Annotated in this window: 13 protein-coding genes; 3 read left to right on the top strand and 10 right to left on the bottom strand. The window is 39.6% G+C overall.

Annotation, left to right across the window (positions count from 1 at the left end; all coding sequences use genetic code 11):
- Positions 1–82: 82 nt before the first annotated feature.
- The 6 genes from recG to D7029_RS17560 all read right to left on the bottom strand — a co-directional run bounded on the left by recG (position 83) and on the right by D7029_RS17560 (position 6,932).
- On the bottom strand, positions 83–2,170 hold the full coding sequence (recG, locus tag D7029_RS17585; protein ID WP_194951389.1) for an ATP-dependent DNA helicase RecG: 2,088 nt from the start codon (positions 2,168–2,170) through the stop codon (positions 83–85).
- A gap of 4 nt (positions 2,171–2,174) precedes the next feature.
- Positions 2,175–2,897, bottom strand: coding sequence for a tRNA (guanosine(18)-2'-O)-methyltransferase TrmH (gene trmH, locus D7029_RS17580; RefSeq protein WP_194951388.1), 723 nt, complete (start codon positions 2,895–2,897; stop codon positions 2,175–2,177).
- A 2-nt stretch (positions 2,898–2,899) separates the two neighbouring features.
- Positions 2,900–5,026: a bifunctional GTP diphosphokinase/guanosine-3',5'-bis pyrophosphate 3'-pyrophosphohydrolase gene (gene spoT, locus D7029_RS17575; RefSeq protein WP_075671312.1), complete on the bottom strand. Its 2,127-nt coding sequence runs from the start codon at positions 5,024–5,026 to the stop codon at positions 2,900–2,902.
- Between the two features lie 29 nt (positions 5,027–5,055).
- Positions 5,056–5,331, bottom strand: coding sequence for a DNA-directed RNA polymerase subunit omega (gene rpoZ / locus D7029_RS17570; RefSeq protein ID WP_004246820.1), 276 nt, complete (start codon positions 5,329–5,331; stop codon positions 5,056–5,058).
- Between the two features lie 54 nt (positions 5,332–5,385).
- Positions 5,386–6,009 carry a guanylate kinase gene (gene gmk / locus D7029_RS17565; RefSeq protein WP_023583250.1) on the bottom strand — a complete coding sequence of 208 codons (624 nt, stop codon included), beginning with the start codon at positions 6,007–6,009 and terminating at the stop codon, positions 5,386–5,388.
- A 305-nt stretch (positions 6,010–6,314) separates the two neighbouring features.
- Complete coding sequence (locus D7029_RS17560; RefSeq protein WP_088494339.1) at positions 6,315–6,932, bottom strand: trimeric intracellular cation channel family protein; 618 nt, start codon at positions 6,930–6,932, stop codon at positions 6,315–6,317.
- A 136-nt stretch (positions 6,933–7,068) separates the two neighbouring features.
- On the opposite strand from D7029_RS17560, the gene D7029_RS17555 reads away from it, so the two are divergent.
- The 3 genes from D7029_RS17555 (at position 7,069) to D7029_RS17545 (ending at position 9,887) form a co-directional block, all read left to right on the top strand.
- Complete coding sequence (locus D7029_RS17555) at positions 7,069–8,355, top strand: DUF3748 domain-containing protein (protein WP_194951387.1); 1,287 nt, start codon at positions 7,069–7,071, stop codon at positions 8,353–8,355.
- Between the two features lie 217 nt (positions 8,356–8,572).
- Positions 8,573–9,460 (top strand): endonuclease/exonuclease/phosphatase family protein, encoded by an 888-nt coding sequence (locus tag D7029_RS17550; RefSeq protein ID WP_194951386.1) that lies wholly within the window; start codon positions 8,573–8,575, stop codon positions 9,458–9,460.
- Entirely contained in the window at positions 9,450–9,887 is a 438-nt protein-coding gene (locus D7029_RS17545) for a hypothetical protein (protein ID WP_194951385.1), read from the top strand. The genes D7029_RS17550 and D7029_RS17545 overlap by 11 nt, the downstream gene beginning before the upstream one ends.
- A gap of 22 nt (positions 9,888–9,909) precedes the next feature.
- Here the strand turns inward: D7029_RS17545 and D7029_RS17540 are convergent, their stop codons facing one another.
- The 4 genes from D7029_RS17540 to glyQ all read right to left on the bottom strand — a co-directional run bounded on the left by D7029_RS17540 (position 9,910) and on the right by glyQ (position 13,748).
- The gene (locus D7029_RS17540; RefSeq protein WP_088494342.1) at positions 9,910–10,230 is read right to left on the bottom strand and encodes a helix-turn-helix domain-containing protein; all 321 of its coding nucleotides are present in this window, start codon (positions 10,228–10,230) and stop codon (positions 9,910–9,912) included.
- Entirely contained in the window at positions 10,223–10,651 is a 429-nt protein-coding gene (locus D7029_RS17535; protein WP_228766711.1) for a type II toxin-antitoxin system RelE/ParE family toxin, read from the bottom strand. The genes D7029_RS17540 and D7029_RS17535 overlap by 8 nt, the downstream gene beginning before the upstream one ends.
- Before the next feature lie 109 nt (positions 10,652–10,760).
- Positions 10,761–12,833 (bottom strand): glycine--tRNA ligase subunit beta, encoded by a 2,073-nt coding sequence (gene glyS / locus D7029_RS17530; protein WP_194951384.1) that lies wholly within the window; start codon positions 12,831–12,833, stop codon positions 10,761–10,763.
- A 9-nt stretch (positions 12,834–12,842) separates the two neighbouring features.
- On the bottom strand, positions 12,843–13,748 hold the full coding sequence (glyQ, locus tag D7029_RS17525; RefSeq protein WP_004246832.1) for a glycine--tRNA ligase subunit alpha: 906 nt from the start codon (positions 13,746–13,748) through the stop codon (positions 12,843–12,845).
- Between the last annotated feature and the right edge of the window lie 25 nt (positions 13,749–13,773).

Here is a 13,773-nt window from a genome sequence, read left to right as displayed (position 1 = left end):
TATGTGGCATTTAACTTACGAATATTTCGAGATCAACTTAAAGTGAGTTCAAACGCACGCTAAGGCATGCAAAAGAGTAATCTTAAGCTTGGCTATATTGTGTCTTGGCAGGTAGCCAGCGTTCGATTAAGGCTTGAGAATGCTTAGGATAGTGCTGATGCAGGTAACGAGCGATACGTTGCACTTCAGGAACAAGCCCTTGATCACGTAATAAATCAGCGACCTTAAATTGTGCATTACCTGTTTGCTTAGTACCTAAAAGCTCGCCGGGGCCACGAATTTCGAGATCTTTTTGTGCAATGACAAAACCATCATTGCTATCCCTTAATACCTGCAATCGCAAACGTGCTGTTTGAGTGAGTGGTGTTTTATACAACAAGACACAATGAGAGGCGATAGCACCCCGACCTACACGCCCGCGTAATTGGTGTAACTGTGCTAGCCCTAGTCGTTCTGGGTTATCAATGATCATCAAACTTGCATTAGGTACGTCAACGCCAACTTCAATCACTGTTGTTGCAACTAAAAGTTGCAGCTCATTCTCTTTAAATGCCGCCATTACAGCTTGTTTCTCTGCGGGCTTCATTCGCCCATGTACCAATCCTACTTTGATTTCAGGGAGTGCTATTGTAAGTTCATCATAGATAACTTGGGCCGCTTGCGCTTCAAGCACTTCAGAATCTTCAATTAGGGTGCATACCCAGTAGGCTTGTCGATCCTCTTCTGTGCAAGCCAGTCTGATGCGTTCAATAATGTCATTACGGCGAGTATCGGGGATAGCGACAGTGGTAACAGGTGTACGCCCCGGCGGTAATTCGTCGATGATAGAGGTGTCCATATCAGCATAAGCGGTCATCGCTAATGTGCGTGGGATTGGCGTTGCTGTCATCACCAATTGATGAGGGTGAAAGCCTTGCTCTTCACCTTTTTTCCATAAGGCAAGGCGTTGATGCACACCAAAACGGTGTTGTTCATCAATAATCACTAAGGCTAGAGAGTGAAATTTAACTTGTTCTTGGAAAATCGCATGTGTTCCAATAATGATTGAGACTTCACCATTCGCAATAGCATTTTGCTGCGTTTCGCGGGCTTTCCCTTTCTGTTTTCCTGCCAACCAACCTACTTGGATACCAAAAGGCTCAAACCATTTCTTAAAGGTTAATGCATGTTGCTCTGCCAATAATTCTGTTGGTGCCATTAAAGCCACTTGCTTGCCATTAGCAATAGCACGTAACGCACTTAATGCGGCCACTAGTGTTTTACCTGAGCCTACATCTCCTTGGATCAATCGCATCATTGGATAGTCTTTTTCTAAATCTGCTTCTATCTCATTAACGACACGTTGTTGTGCATTAGTCGGGGTAAAGGGGAGAGAGGCGAGAAACTGCTGACGTAATGTCGATGTATTTGGCATAAACAATGGCTCTGCACGATAAGATTGTGCACCAGCTCTTGCATTGAGCATACCTAGATTGTGAGCTAGCAATTCTTCAATAATTAGCCTTTTTTGCGCAGGATGCTGTCCTTTCTCAAGTTCTGCAAAAGCAATATCAGGAGGCGGATTATGCAGTGTACGTAATGCAGTAGCCAACGGCGGTAAGCCGTGAATAAATTGATCGGGTAATAGTTCGTTAATAGCGCAGGTATCAAGTAATTCTAATGCTTGCTCTATTAATTTACGTAATGATGTTTGGCGTAAGCCTTCTGTCGTTGAATAGATGGGAGTGAGCGTTTCTTGCAGTTTAACTTCAGAGCCTGCAACTTTGATTTTGTATTCAGGGTGAATAATTTCAGGACCCCGACTTCCTCGTTTAACTTCTCCATAAGCAGTGACTTGTTTACCCTGAGCAAGGTTATTTTTCATCGCCGCTGTAAAGTTAAAAAAGCGAAGTGTTAAAATTCCAGAGCCGTCAGAAATTTGACAGGTCATCATTTTACGACGACCAAAACTGACTTCAGTTCTTAATATTTCGCCAGAGACAGTGGCAGGAATACCGGGAAGGAGATCACTGATAGCATAGAGGTGCGTTTGATCTTCATAACGCAAAGGAAGGTGGAGTAACAAATCCTCAATAGTCACAAGCCCTATTTTTGCCAGCTTGTCTGCCTGACTTGCACCTACGCCGTGAAGAGTGGTTAAGGGGATTGCATCAAGCAGTTTTCCTTTCATGGGATCAATACTCCGTCTTTTTTAATTTCCTAAGTTGTTTTTGCGTCATTTGCATTTCCGCCCACCATGATTCAGGGGCTTCAATTTCACCGCTGCCATTAATATAAGGGCGAGGCAGTCCTTTACGACGAGAAACTTCTGCCAAAACCGGGTATCCGCCTTCAAAGAGAAGAATTTGCTGTTCTTCTTCTGTTAAGGTGCTCTCTGTTCGGTTATACATACCCGCAGCCTGACGTTGGCGTTGTGCTTCATATAAAATTAGTGCACTGGCGACAGAAACATTTAGGGATTGTACCATTCCCATCATCGGCACAATAATATCTTGATCTGCAAGCGCGATAGCATCTTGTGAGATACCCGTTTTTTCTTGTCCCATAATAATACAAGTTGGGCGCGTGTAATCAATCTCACGAAAATCAACCGCTTTATCTGAGAGATGAGTCGCAAGAACTTGCATACCTTGGGCTCGAAAGGCGTTAACCGCGTCTGTGATAGTAGGATGAGTTTCTACATTGACCCAGCTATTACTTCCTGCTGCGGGGGAAACTAACATTCGCATTTTTTCTTCAGGCCAAATAGCATGAATTTTAGGAATGCCCACAGCATCAGCCGTTCTGATAACGGCTGCAACATTATGGGATTTATGCACTTCTTCAAGGCAGACGGTAAGATCAGGCTGCCGCATCGCCATCATTTGGCAGATGCGGGCATATCGAATTGAATTCATGACTAGTTTTTATTACGGCTAACGCGCAGAACGTCTGGCATGATGCGAAGTTTACGCATGATATTGGCTAATTGAATTCTGTCTTTCGCCGTTAAGCGAATAAAAGCACAATATACGCGACCGTCTTTCTCTTCTGTATTCATACTTTGAATACTTGAGTTAGCATCGTTAATAGCTGCGGTTAAGTTTGCTAAAGCGCCTTGGTGGTTAATCATATCGACTTTAATTTCAGTAATGAAATCGCTGTTGATCTCTTTATCCCACTCGACAGGCATGAATTTTTCAGGCTCTTTTTGGTAACCACGAATATTACGACAAGATTCATGGTGAATAACCAAACCTTTACCTGGGCTAATATGTGCAACGATAGGATCACCCGGAATAGGGCGGCAACATTTAGCGAAGGAGATTAATACGCCATCAGCGCCTTTAATTGGGAGTTTAGGTGTTTCATCATTGGTTGTTTCTGTTTGTGCGTTTTCATCTTGATTTTGACTATCAATCAATAAATTACGCGCAACAACAACGCTCATGGTATTACCTAAACCAATTTCAGCCATTAAGTCGTCGATTGAATGAAGCTTCATACGCTTCAACTCGCGCTCAATATTTTCAGCTGAAATATCAGCAAGCTTGTGCTCGCCTAATGCGTGATTAAGTAAACGACGACCTAGATTAATAGAGTCTTCACGTTTTAGGTTTTTCAGTAGTTGTCGGATTTTAGAGCGTGCTCTTGAACTGACAACAAAGTTTAGCCAAGCTGCATTGGGTCTTGCACCTGGAGCGGTAATAATTTCAACCGTTTGTCCGGTGCGTAGCGATTGTGAAAGTGGGTAAGGTTGTCTATCAACCCTTGCACCTACACAGGCATGACCGATATCAGTGTGTACAGCATAAGCAAAATCGACAGGAGTAGCGCCTGTTGGTAATTCAACAATGCGACCTTCTGGCGTGAAAACGTAGATTTCATCAGGAAAGAGATCTGATTTTACGTTCTCAATAAATTCAAATGAGCTACCCGCGCTTTGTTGCAATTCAAGTAAACTTTGCATCCAGCGTTGAGCTCTAACTTGTGCAGTTGTGCCCGGTTGTTCACCTTGCTCTTTATAAGCCCAATGTGCTGCAACCCCCATTTCTGCCATTTGATCCATATCTTCAGTACGAATTTGCACTTCGACAGGCACCCCATGAGGGCCAATAAGTGAAGTATGAAGAGATTGATAGCCGTTGGCTTTTGGGATTGCAATATAGTCTTTAACTCGACCGGGACGCGGTTTATAAAGACTGTGCATTTGACCTAAAACGCGATAACAGGTATCGACTTCTTTCACGATCACGCGAAAGGCGTAAATATCCATGATCGAGTGAAAACGTTGCTCTTTTAACAACATTTTCCGATAAATAGAGTAAAGGTGTTTTTCACGACCGTTAACTTTGCATTCGATATGCGCTTCTGTCAGGCGACCTTCAATTTCAGAGAGGATTTTATTAATCATCTCTTTACGGTTGCCTCGAGCTGCTTTAACGACTTCTTTGATTACACGGTAGCGATTAGGATGTAGCGCCTCGAAACCCAGCTCTTCAAGCTCTGTCTTGATATGGTGTATACCTAAACGGTGTGCGAGAGGGCTGTAAATTTCGAGTGTTTCGCGAGCAATACGGCGACGTTTATCTGGGCGTAATGATCCCAGTGTGCGCATATTGTGAGTTCGGTCTGCCAGCTTGATCAAAATGACGCGGATATCTTTTACCATCGCCATAATCATCTTACGGAAGTTTTCAGCCTGAGCCTCTTTTTTGTCTCTAAACTTCAACTTATCAAGTTTAGACACCCCTTCAACAAGATCGGCAACCGTACTACCAAAGAGGCTTTCGATATCTTGGAAGGTTGCAGGTGTATCTTCGATAACATCATGCAACAGCGCCGCCATCAGCGTTTGCTGGTCTAATCGCATATCTGCGAGAATACACGCAACCGCAACAGGGTGAGTAATATAAGGCTCACCACTTGAACGAGTTTGTCCCTCGTGGGCATTTCGGGCGACGATAAAGGCTTTTTTAAGTTGTTCAACTTGCTCCGATGGCAAGTATTTTTGAACGATTTGATTCAGGCTTTCAAACAGGTACAAGGCAGACCTACCCCTATTTTATAAAACGATTAACGACGACCTTCCGCAATCGCTGAAACAGCTTGTAATTCTGCTGCTTCTTGCTCTTGCTGCTCTTGACGTTCACGAGCATCAAGAATTTTACCGTTAATCAGGCCTTCTTCGATTTCACGTAGCGCGATAACAGTCATTTTATCATTTTCTTCTGGAACTAAAGGATCTTTAGCGCCAACTTGTAACTGACGCGCACGACGTGCTGCGACCAGAACGAGGTCAAAACGGTTACCAATTTTCTCTACAGCGTCTTGAACGGTTACGCGTGCCATATTTGTGTTACTCCACCATTAACGAAATGACTGGGCATAATACTGAAAGTTAACTCAGTCTGCCAATAATTTGCTGATTAAATCACCATGTCGTAGCGTTTGACGATCAAGGCGTAATTTTTCTGAACGAATAATTGATTGTAAATCAGCAAGCGCAGTATTGAAATCATCATTAATCAGCAAATAATCATACTCATTAAAATGTTCCATTTCCGATACAGCTTGCGACATACGTTTTGTAATCACTTCTTCGCTATCTTGTCCACGTCCACGAAGTCGGCGGTAAAGCTCTTCTTTTGACGGTGGCAGAATAAAAATACTGCGAGCTTCTGGCATCGCTTTACGCACTTGCTGTGCGCCTTGCCAGTCGATATCTAAAAAGACATCTACACCACTGGCTAAGATTTCTTTGATAACTTTGCCGGATGTTCCGTAATAGTTACCAAAAACACAAGCATGTTCGAGGAAATCCCCGCTGTCTATCATGCTTTTAAATTCTTCTTCAGTAACAAAGAAGTAATGTTCACCATGGTTCTCTCCCGGTCGCATTGGGCGGGTTGTATGAGAGACAGAAACCTGAGTGTCATATAAAGGCTGTGTTTTTAACAGCGCTTGAATAAGACTTGATTTACCCGCACCGCTTGGAGCGGAAACAATATAAAGTGTTCCTTGGATCATGATGACTTTCTGAATTTGACTGGAGAATTAAGTATAAATACATGTTTAGGGAGCAAATCCCCCATATAGTATACACATACAATGAATGACATACAGTGCCCATGTTTAATACAGGGCCATTTTTTTCTTATTAAATTCTATTTTCTGAATATAGAAACAAGAGAAAAATTAAACTATGTCAATATTAACATAGAATTAAAGGCTCAGTGATAGGAATTACCTTTTATCACAATAGCGAAAAGAGATTATATTTTGAGATACCCCACAGAATCAAAAAGAACCGCTGTCGTTAAAACAGCGATTCGTTAATCTTGATTCTCGTAATTAAAGACAGGTAAGCCTAATTTATAACGAATTGCGAGAAGTCGAGCTGTTAACCCTGCAATTAGGGTAATGATGATAATGACGTCTCTTGGTAACGGTGTATAAAACAGTAATCCCATATAAAGCCACGCAGCACCAAAAGCGATACCGGCATAAATTTCTTTTTGGAAAACTAAAGGAATGGTATTACAAAGCATATCTCTTAATACGCCACCAAAAGCACCCGTAATCACCGCAGCAATAGCAGCAATAATTGGGCCATAGTCCATATCGAGTGCGATTTGCGCACCGATAATAGAGAAAACCATTAGACCAATGGCATCTAAGATAAGAAAGAGTCGCTGTAGGTGTTTCATCATGGGAGCAACCCACATGGTGATAACAGCAGCACATGCAACAGTGACGATATATTCAGGGTGTTTTACCCAACCCAGCGGGTAATGGCCGAGCAGAATGTCTCTGACAGAGCCACCACCAATGGCAGTTGCAGAGGCGATAATAATAACGCCAAAAACATCCATTTTACGACGACCAGCAGCAAGCGCACCGGTCATGGCTTCTGCAGTAATACCAATAATATAGAGAACACTAAGTAACATGATTTTCTAATTTTCTGACTATTTAGTGAGGGTAGAATAATTACCTTGCGAAAAAGTCTCGACTGAATTTTTTTAGTGCCAGGTAAAATTAATTAGTTTTTATAATGTGGAAATTTATTTCCCGATAAGGATAAATATGTCTTTTCAGGAACACCAGATTACGTTTGATAGCCGTCATCATCAGCTAACTAATATAAATGTTTGGACGCCAGATAGCCAGTGGTTAGTCTATGATGTACGTCCCAATGGGGGATCTTTTACAGGTCTAACCATAGAAAAAATTCATGCGAAAACAAAACAGCAACAGATCATTTACACAGCAACACAAGGGGCACATGCAGGGGTTGCGACAGTAAGCCCAACAGAGCCCGTGCGTTATGCCTTTATTCATGGGCCAGAAAACCCAGATAATGAATGGCATTATGACTTTCATCATCGTCGAGGTGTGATTGTTAATGAATCAGAAAATAATCGTGCATTTAATATCGACGCTTGTTCGTTGACATCACCTTATCAAGCCGGCGCATTACGTGGCGGTACACATGTTCACGTCTTTAGCCCTGACGGCACACGTTTAAGCTTTACCTACAATGATCATATTATGCATGAACTGGGGAGCGAATATGATCAACGTAATGTGGCTGTTGCTGTGCCACTAAAAGCGGTTAATGTCGCTAAAAAACATCCTCGTGAATATGACGGTGAATATTTTTGCACTGTAATAAGCCAAACTGTTGCTTATCCACAAAAGGGAAGCGACGAAATTAATAAAGCTTATGAAGAGTGTTGGGTTGGTACTCAAGGTTATATAAAGGCTGATGGTTCACAGCAGCGTTGGGCTATTGCATTTATCGGCGATACCATGAGTGAAAATGGTGATAAAGTCGCTGATATTTTCTTAGTGGATTTACCTGATGATAATCAGGCTTTCAGTGTTGAAGGTGATAAACCATTGGCAGGAACGGATACAACAATGCCCGCAGTGGCTAAAGGTATTCATCAAGTTCGCCTAACAAATACAGCAAATAGGAAGTATGCAGGTGTTTTAAATCAGCCTCGCCACTGGTTAAGAAGCTCGCCAAAAGGTGATGCGATTGCTTTCTTGATGAAAGATGATAACGGCATTGTGCAGTTATATACGGTATCACCGAGTACGAAAGAGATAAAACAAGTCACTTCGCAGGATTGGGATATTCAGTCTGCCTTTACGTGGAATAGTAACGGACAATATCTCACCTTTATTTGTGATAACAGCGTGATGCTATGTAATGTGAAAACGGGTGAGTTAACTCGATTAACAGAAAGAACAGCACAGGCACCAAGTAGTGATGCAGTCGTATTCTCTCCAAATGACCAATATATTGCATTTATGCGTGATATTGATGGTTATCGCCAAATATTTACAGTAGAGACTGGGTTGTAAAGTTTTATCGTATATAAATAAGGTATCTTAAATAATAAGATACCTTTTAATTTAATAAAAAACTAATAGTTTAAATATGAATTAAAATATTTGTTTATTTTGATTTGTTTTATTATTTTTTCTATTTTAATTTATTGTGCTAAATTACTAAGCTTTAGTAAGATAATAACTAGTAATATTTAAAAATAATTTATTATAAATGGAATGATATGTAAAAATGGAATTGAATTTATGCTGGTGGAATATGGGATTATCTCCACCAATAAGGTCAAGTAAGCAAATAGATATAGAAGATATTGGATTGGCAAAACAATATCTTAGAAAAATAATAAAAGAGAGAACGCTTGATATAGTTGCACTTTGTGAGATTTCTAAAAGAGAAAACATAGATTTCAAACAATTAGCTTGCGAATTAAACATGGAATATATCGATTTATCAGGAAAGATAGGGCGTATACTTATTGATATTTCTATAATGTACAATATGAATAAATTAGCATTTATCTCAAGTAAGTTTTTAACTAAACTTCAACCTGATAATAGAACAATAAGAGTGGGCGTCAGTGTTTCATTTAAAGATCTTGAAAATCAAAAAATGATCACATTCTTTTTATCACACTGGCCATCTGTACTAAGTGCTGATGAAAAAACTAGGCGTATAGCTGCCCAAGAGTTGAGAAATAGTATTGATAAGCTATTTGAAAATAAAGGAAAAGACACACAAATTATTTGTATGGGTGATTATAATACTGAACCTTATTCTGATGTGATGATTAATATATTATATGCAACAAGAGACTATCACATCATAAAAAAGAAAAGAGAATTATTATTTAATCCATTTTGGTATCTTTTGTCGGATAAGAAAACGAATAACTTAGGTACGTATTATTATAATTCAGCATCAATAAATCGATGGTATGTTTTTGATCAAATGATTTTCTCTTCTTCATTTTTATATGGGAAAGAAGACTGCTTTAAGTTAGATCTCGAACAGCTTGATTTCTATCGGATCTTAAATGATGCTAATCACTGCCTCGATGATATTTTCTTTAAAAAGTTTGATCATTATCCAATATTTTGTAGGGTTTCACATGAACGATGAAAATAATTTTTTTGAAAAGATAAAAGCTTCATTGGATAGAGCATCCTCTATTATTGATATAAAAAATAAAATAGAGAATAAAATAAATATAGTTATCGAAAAATTAGAAGTGATCACTAATAATAAAATTAAAGTATTATTTAAAGATAATCATCATTACAGTCCTAAATTTATTAATAGCGAAAGACTTATTTATATTGATAAATTAAATGCAAGTGATAAGTCTGGGTTTATATTATTTGGCTATAGTTTTAGTAAAATAAATGGTTTTCCTATTGAAATAGAAACCGAAATTGAATCTTTTTATGCGGAGAATATTGATGATTTACTGCATATTATTGTGAGTATTATTGATAAAGAATCGATAAGAATAATAATATTTGATAAAAAACCGGCATTGCTTTCACAATGCCGGTTTATCTACTAACAAGTATTTAGTAGAAATAATCTTAGATTGAAATTGCTTTATTATCTATTAAATTCAAAAGTCTCAGTGCTGCTCCGTTGGGTTTAATTTCGTTCCGCTCCCATTTTGATACACTCTCTTTTGTCATATTTAGTATTAAAGCAAGAGACGATTGCGAAATGTTATTTTGCTCGCGAATTCTTTTTATATCTTCACCACTCATTGGAGTCAGGTGAGCATATCTTTCTTTTAATTCTTTGGCTTTTATTCTGGCTGCAATTCGTCTAGCCGATTCTCCATCGGTTATTCCCGCAACTTCCATTTCTTGTGCAAATTTCAGCATTTCTTTCATTTTATCAGTCATGTTTAACCTCCGTTAAAAGGCCTAGTGCAATCATCTTATCTATTTTATTTTTAGTTGCACTGAAGAGATCTTTTGCCAGATCTTTATAGGATTCTAGCTCATCATCTGTAATTTCTTTCGCTTTTTTAGAACTTAAGTGAGATTTTTTCCATCCATCAGCAAAGAATAAATTACTTCCCTGTTTATAAAATATAATTGTTCTAATTCCACTACTCTTTCCTTTTCCTTGGATACAGATCCGTTTTTTGATAATCCCACCACCTAAGTCAGCTTCAAAGTGTCCTGCATATACTTCGTTGGCAATATCTATTAAATCAGCATCATTGATAGGTATTTTCTTGAAATTATTTTTGAACATCTTTGTTTTATAGATAACCATCACTTCCTCTGTGGTAGTTTTTACTATGGTAAATTTTACCACTGTAATTTTCTATGTAAATAAATCTTTTTTATGTCAATCCTATTAAAAATGAATAAAAAAACCGGCATTGCTTTCACAATGCCGGTTTCTGTTTTCTGAGGTTTACAACTTATTGTAAAACAGAAATATCCGCGACTTTTAAGAACAGTTCACGCAATTGGCTTAACATGGTTAAACGGTTGATACGAACAGCTTCGTCTTCATCCATTACCATGACTTTATCAAAGAAGTTATTGACCACATCACGTAATGAGGCAAGTTCAACTAATGCTTCTTGGTATTTGCGCTCTGCAAATAATGGTGCCAATTTATCTTGTAATACAGAAAGATTAGCTGCTAATTGAACTTCTTCTGGTGCTTTTAAGACGGAAGCTAAAACAGTGTCATTCAGTTTTACATCAGCGGATTTTGCTAAGATGTTAGAAACACGTTTATTGGCTTCTGCTAATGCAGAGGCTTCGTCTAATGTACGGAAGTAAGTTACTGCTTTAACGCGAGCATTGAAGTCAGCAGGTTGTGTTGGGCGACGTGCTAATACAGCTTGAATAGTATCAATGCTGTAACCCAGTTCTTGATACCAAGAACGGAAACGACCTAACATAAACTCAACCACATCACTGACCACATTTTTATTAGTCAGCTTGTCACCGTAAAGGCGAACCGCTTCTTGTGTCAGCTCTTCAATATCTAACGGTAAATCTTGCTCAACGATAATACGTAAAACACCCAGTGATGCACGACGTAGAGCAAATGGGTCTTTATCCCCTTTAGGATGTTGACCAATACCGAAAATACCCGCAAGTGTATCCATCTTCTCTGCAATAGCGAGGGCGCTAGCAACAGGATTAGAAGGTAATTCATCACCCGCGAAACGAGGCTGATATTGTTCTTTCAATGCAACCGCGACTTCTTCGGCTTCACCATCATGACGCGCATAATGCATACCCATAACACCTTGGGTATCTGTGAATTCGAACACCATATTGGTCATTAAGTCACATTTTGACAGTAAACCTGCACGGGTTGCTTTATTAACATCAGCACCCATTTTGCCAGCAATAAAGCCAGCTAATGCTTGAATACGGTCTGTTTTATCACGCAGTGTGCCTAAATCTTTCTGGAATAATACGGTTTCAAGGCGTGGTAAGTTATCTTCTAAACGTTGTTTACGGTCAGTTTTGAAGAAGAACTCAGCATCAGCTAAACGAGGACGCACTACTTTTTCGTTACCGCTAATGATCTGTTGTGGATCAGAAGATTCAATATTAGTGACAAAAATAAAGTTAGGTAATAATTTGCCTTGCTTGTCATAAACAGGGAAGTATTTTTGGTCACCTTTCATGGTATAAACCAGTGCTTCAGCGGGAACTTCAAGGAATTTTTCCTCAAATTTTGCTGTTAACACAACTGGCCATTCAACCAATGAAGTGACTTCTTCGACTAAGCTATCGCTTAAATCTGCGATACCGCCAAGTTTTTCAGCAGCAAGACGAGCATCATGAAGAATAATTGATTTACGTGTTTCGTAATCAGCAATAACTTTTCCGCGCTCATAAAGAATTTCAGGATACTGATCTGCATTATCAATAGTAAATTCAGCTTCACCCATAAAGCGGTGACCACGAATAACGCGATCGCTTTGGATACCTAAAATTTCACCATCAATAACGGTATCACCTAATAATAAGGTGACGGTATGAACAGGGCGTACAAAGTGAGTTTCTTTATCACCCCAGCGCATTAATTTTGGAATTGGTAATTTTGATAATGCATTGCTTACCATGCCAATCAGTAATTGGTTAACAGCTTCACCTTTTACTTCTGCACGATAAAATAACCATTCGCCTTTATCTGTTGATAAGCGCTCTGCTTGGTCAACAGTAATGCCATTACCTCTTGCCCAACCTTCAGCTGCTTTTGTCGGTTTACCGTCAGCGTCAAATGCTTGAGCAATCGCAGGACCACGTTTTTCAATGGTTCTATCTGCTTGTGATTTCGCCATATTAGCCACTTTAATGGCTAAACGGCGAGGCGCTGCAAACCAAGATACATCACCATGAGTGATATTTGCGTTATCCAGTTCAGCAGTAAAATTAGCAGCAAAAGATTCGGCTAAAGAACGAAGCGCTTTCGGCGGTAATTCTTCTGTGCCGATTTCCACGAGGAAAGTCTCAGTTGTCATGATAGCCTCTTACTTTTTACACATAGGGAAACCAAGCGCTTCACGAGAAGCATAATATGCTTCAGCAACCGCTTTGGTTAAAGTACGGATACGTAAAATATAACGCTGACGCTCTGTCACAGAGATAGCTTTACGTGCATCCAATAAGTTAAAGGTGTGTCCTGCTTTTAAAATACGTTCATAGGCAGGTAAAGGCAGAGGTTTTTCTAACTCTAACAACTCACGAGCTTCTTTTTCATATTGCTCAAAGCAAGAGAACAGGAAGTCTACGTCGGCGTATTCAAAGTTATAGGTTGATTGCTCAACTTCGTTTTGATGATAGATATCGCCATAGGTGGTTTTACCTAATGGACCATCACACCAAACTAAGTCATAAACGCTATCAACACCTTGAATATACATGGCAAGACGTTCTAAGCCGTAAGTGATTTCACCCGTAACAGGCTTGCATTCTAATCCACCGACTTGTTGGAAATAGGTAAACTGCGTCACTTCCATGCCGTTGAGCCAAACTTCCCAGCCTAAGCCCCAAGCACCTAAAGTTGGGTTTTCCCAGTTATCTTCCACAAAACGAATATCATGAATTGTTGGGTCTAAACCTAATTCTCTTAATGAACCAAGATAAAGTTCCTGAATATTATCAGGTGATGGCTTAATGATAACTTGGAATTGGTAATAGTGCTGTAAGCGGTTAGGGTTTTCACCGTAACGTCCATCTGTTGGACGACGAGAAGGCTGTACATAAGCCGCAGCGATAGGCTCTGGGCCTAATGCACGTAAACAAGTCATTGGGTGTGATGTGCCCGCACCCACTTCCATATCTAATGGTTGGACAATGGTACAGCCCTGGCGAGCCCAGTAATCCTGTAGTGTCAGGATAAGACCTTGAAAGGTTTTGGTATCAAACTTTTGCATGTTATATCCGCATGGCGATACATAG

Origin of the sequence: Proteus vulgaris (genome assembly GCF_016647575.1) — a bacterium.
In the GTDB taxonomy this organism is placed as follows: domain Bacteria; phylum Pseudomonadota; class Gammaproteobacteria; order Enterobacterales; family Enterobacteriaceae; genus Proteus; species Proteus mirabilis_B.
The sequence above is the reverse complement of the archived record's forward strand: the minus strand, read 5'-3'. Positions and strand labels throughout refer to the sequence as shown.

Coding starts and splice junctions, on each gene's coding strand:
- D7029_RS17550 (WP_194951386.1), top strand. CDS start 8,573: ATGGAATTGAATTTATGCTGGTGGAATATGGGATTATCTCCACCAATA.
- glyS (WP_194951384.1), bottom strand. CDS start 12,833: ATGACAACTGAGACTTTCCTCGTGGAAATCGGCACAGAAGAATTACCG.
- glyQ (WP_004246832.1), bottom strand. CDS start 13,748: ATGCAAAAGTTTGATACCAAAACCTTTCAAGGTCTTATCCTGACACTA.
- D7029_RS17545 (WP_194951385.1), top strand. CDS start 9,450: ATGAACGATGAAAATAATTTTTTTGAAAAGATAAAAGCTTCATTGGAT.
- D7029_RS17555 (WP_194951387.1), top strand. CDS start 7,069: ATGTCTTTTCAGGAACACCAGATTACGTTTGATAGCCGTCATCATCAG.
- D7029_RS17540 (WP_088494342.1), bottom strand. CDS start 10,230: ATGACTGATAAAATGAAAGAAATGCTGAAATTTGCACAAGAAATGGAA.
- recG (WP_194951389.1), bottom strand. CDS start 2,170: ATGAAAGGAAAACTGCTTGATGCAATCCCCTTAACCACTCTTCACGGC.
- trmH (WP_194951388.1), bottom strand. CDS start 2,897: ATGAATTCAATTCGATATGCCCGCATCTGCCAAATGATGGCGATGCGG.
- D7029_RS17560 (WP_088494339.1), bottom strand. CDS start 6,932: ATGTTACTTAGTGTTCTCTATATTATTGGTATTACTGCAGAAGCCATG.
- gmk (WP_023583250.1), bottom strand. CDS start 6,009: ATGATCCAAGGAACACTTTATATTGTTTCCGCTCCAAGCGGTGCGGGT.
- rpoZ (WP_004246820.1), bottom strand. CDS start 5,331: ATGGCACGCGTAACCGTTCAAGACGCTGTAGAGAAAATTGGTAACCGT.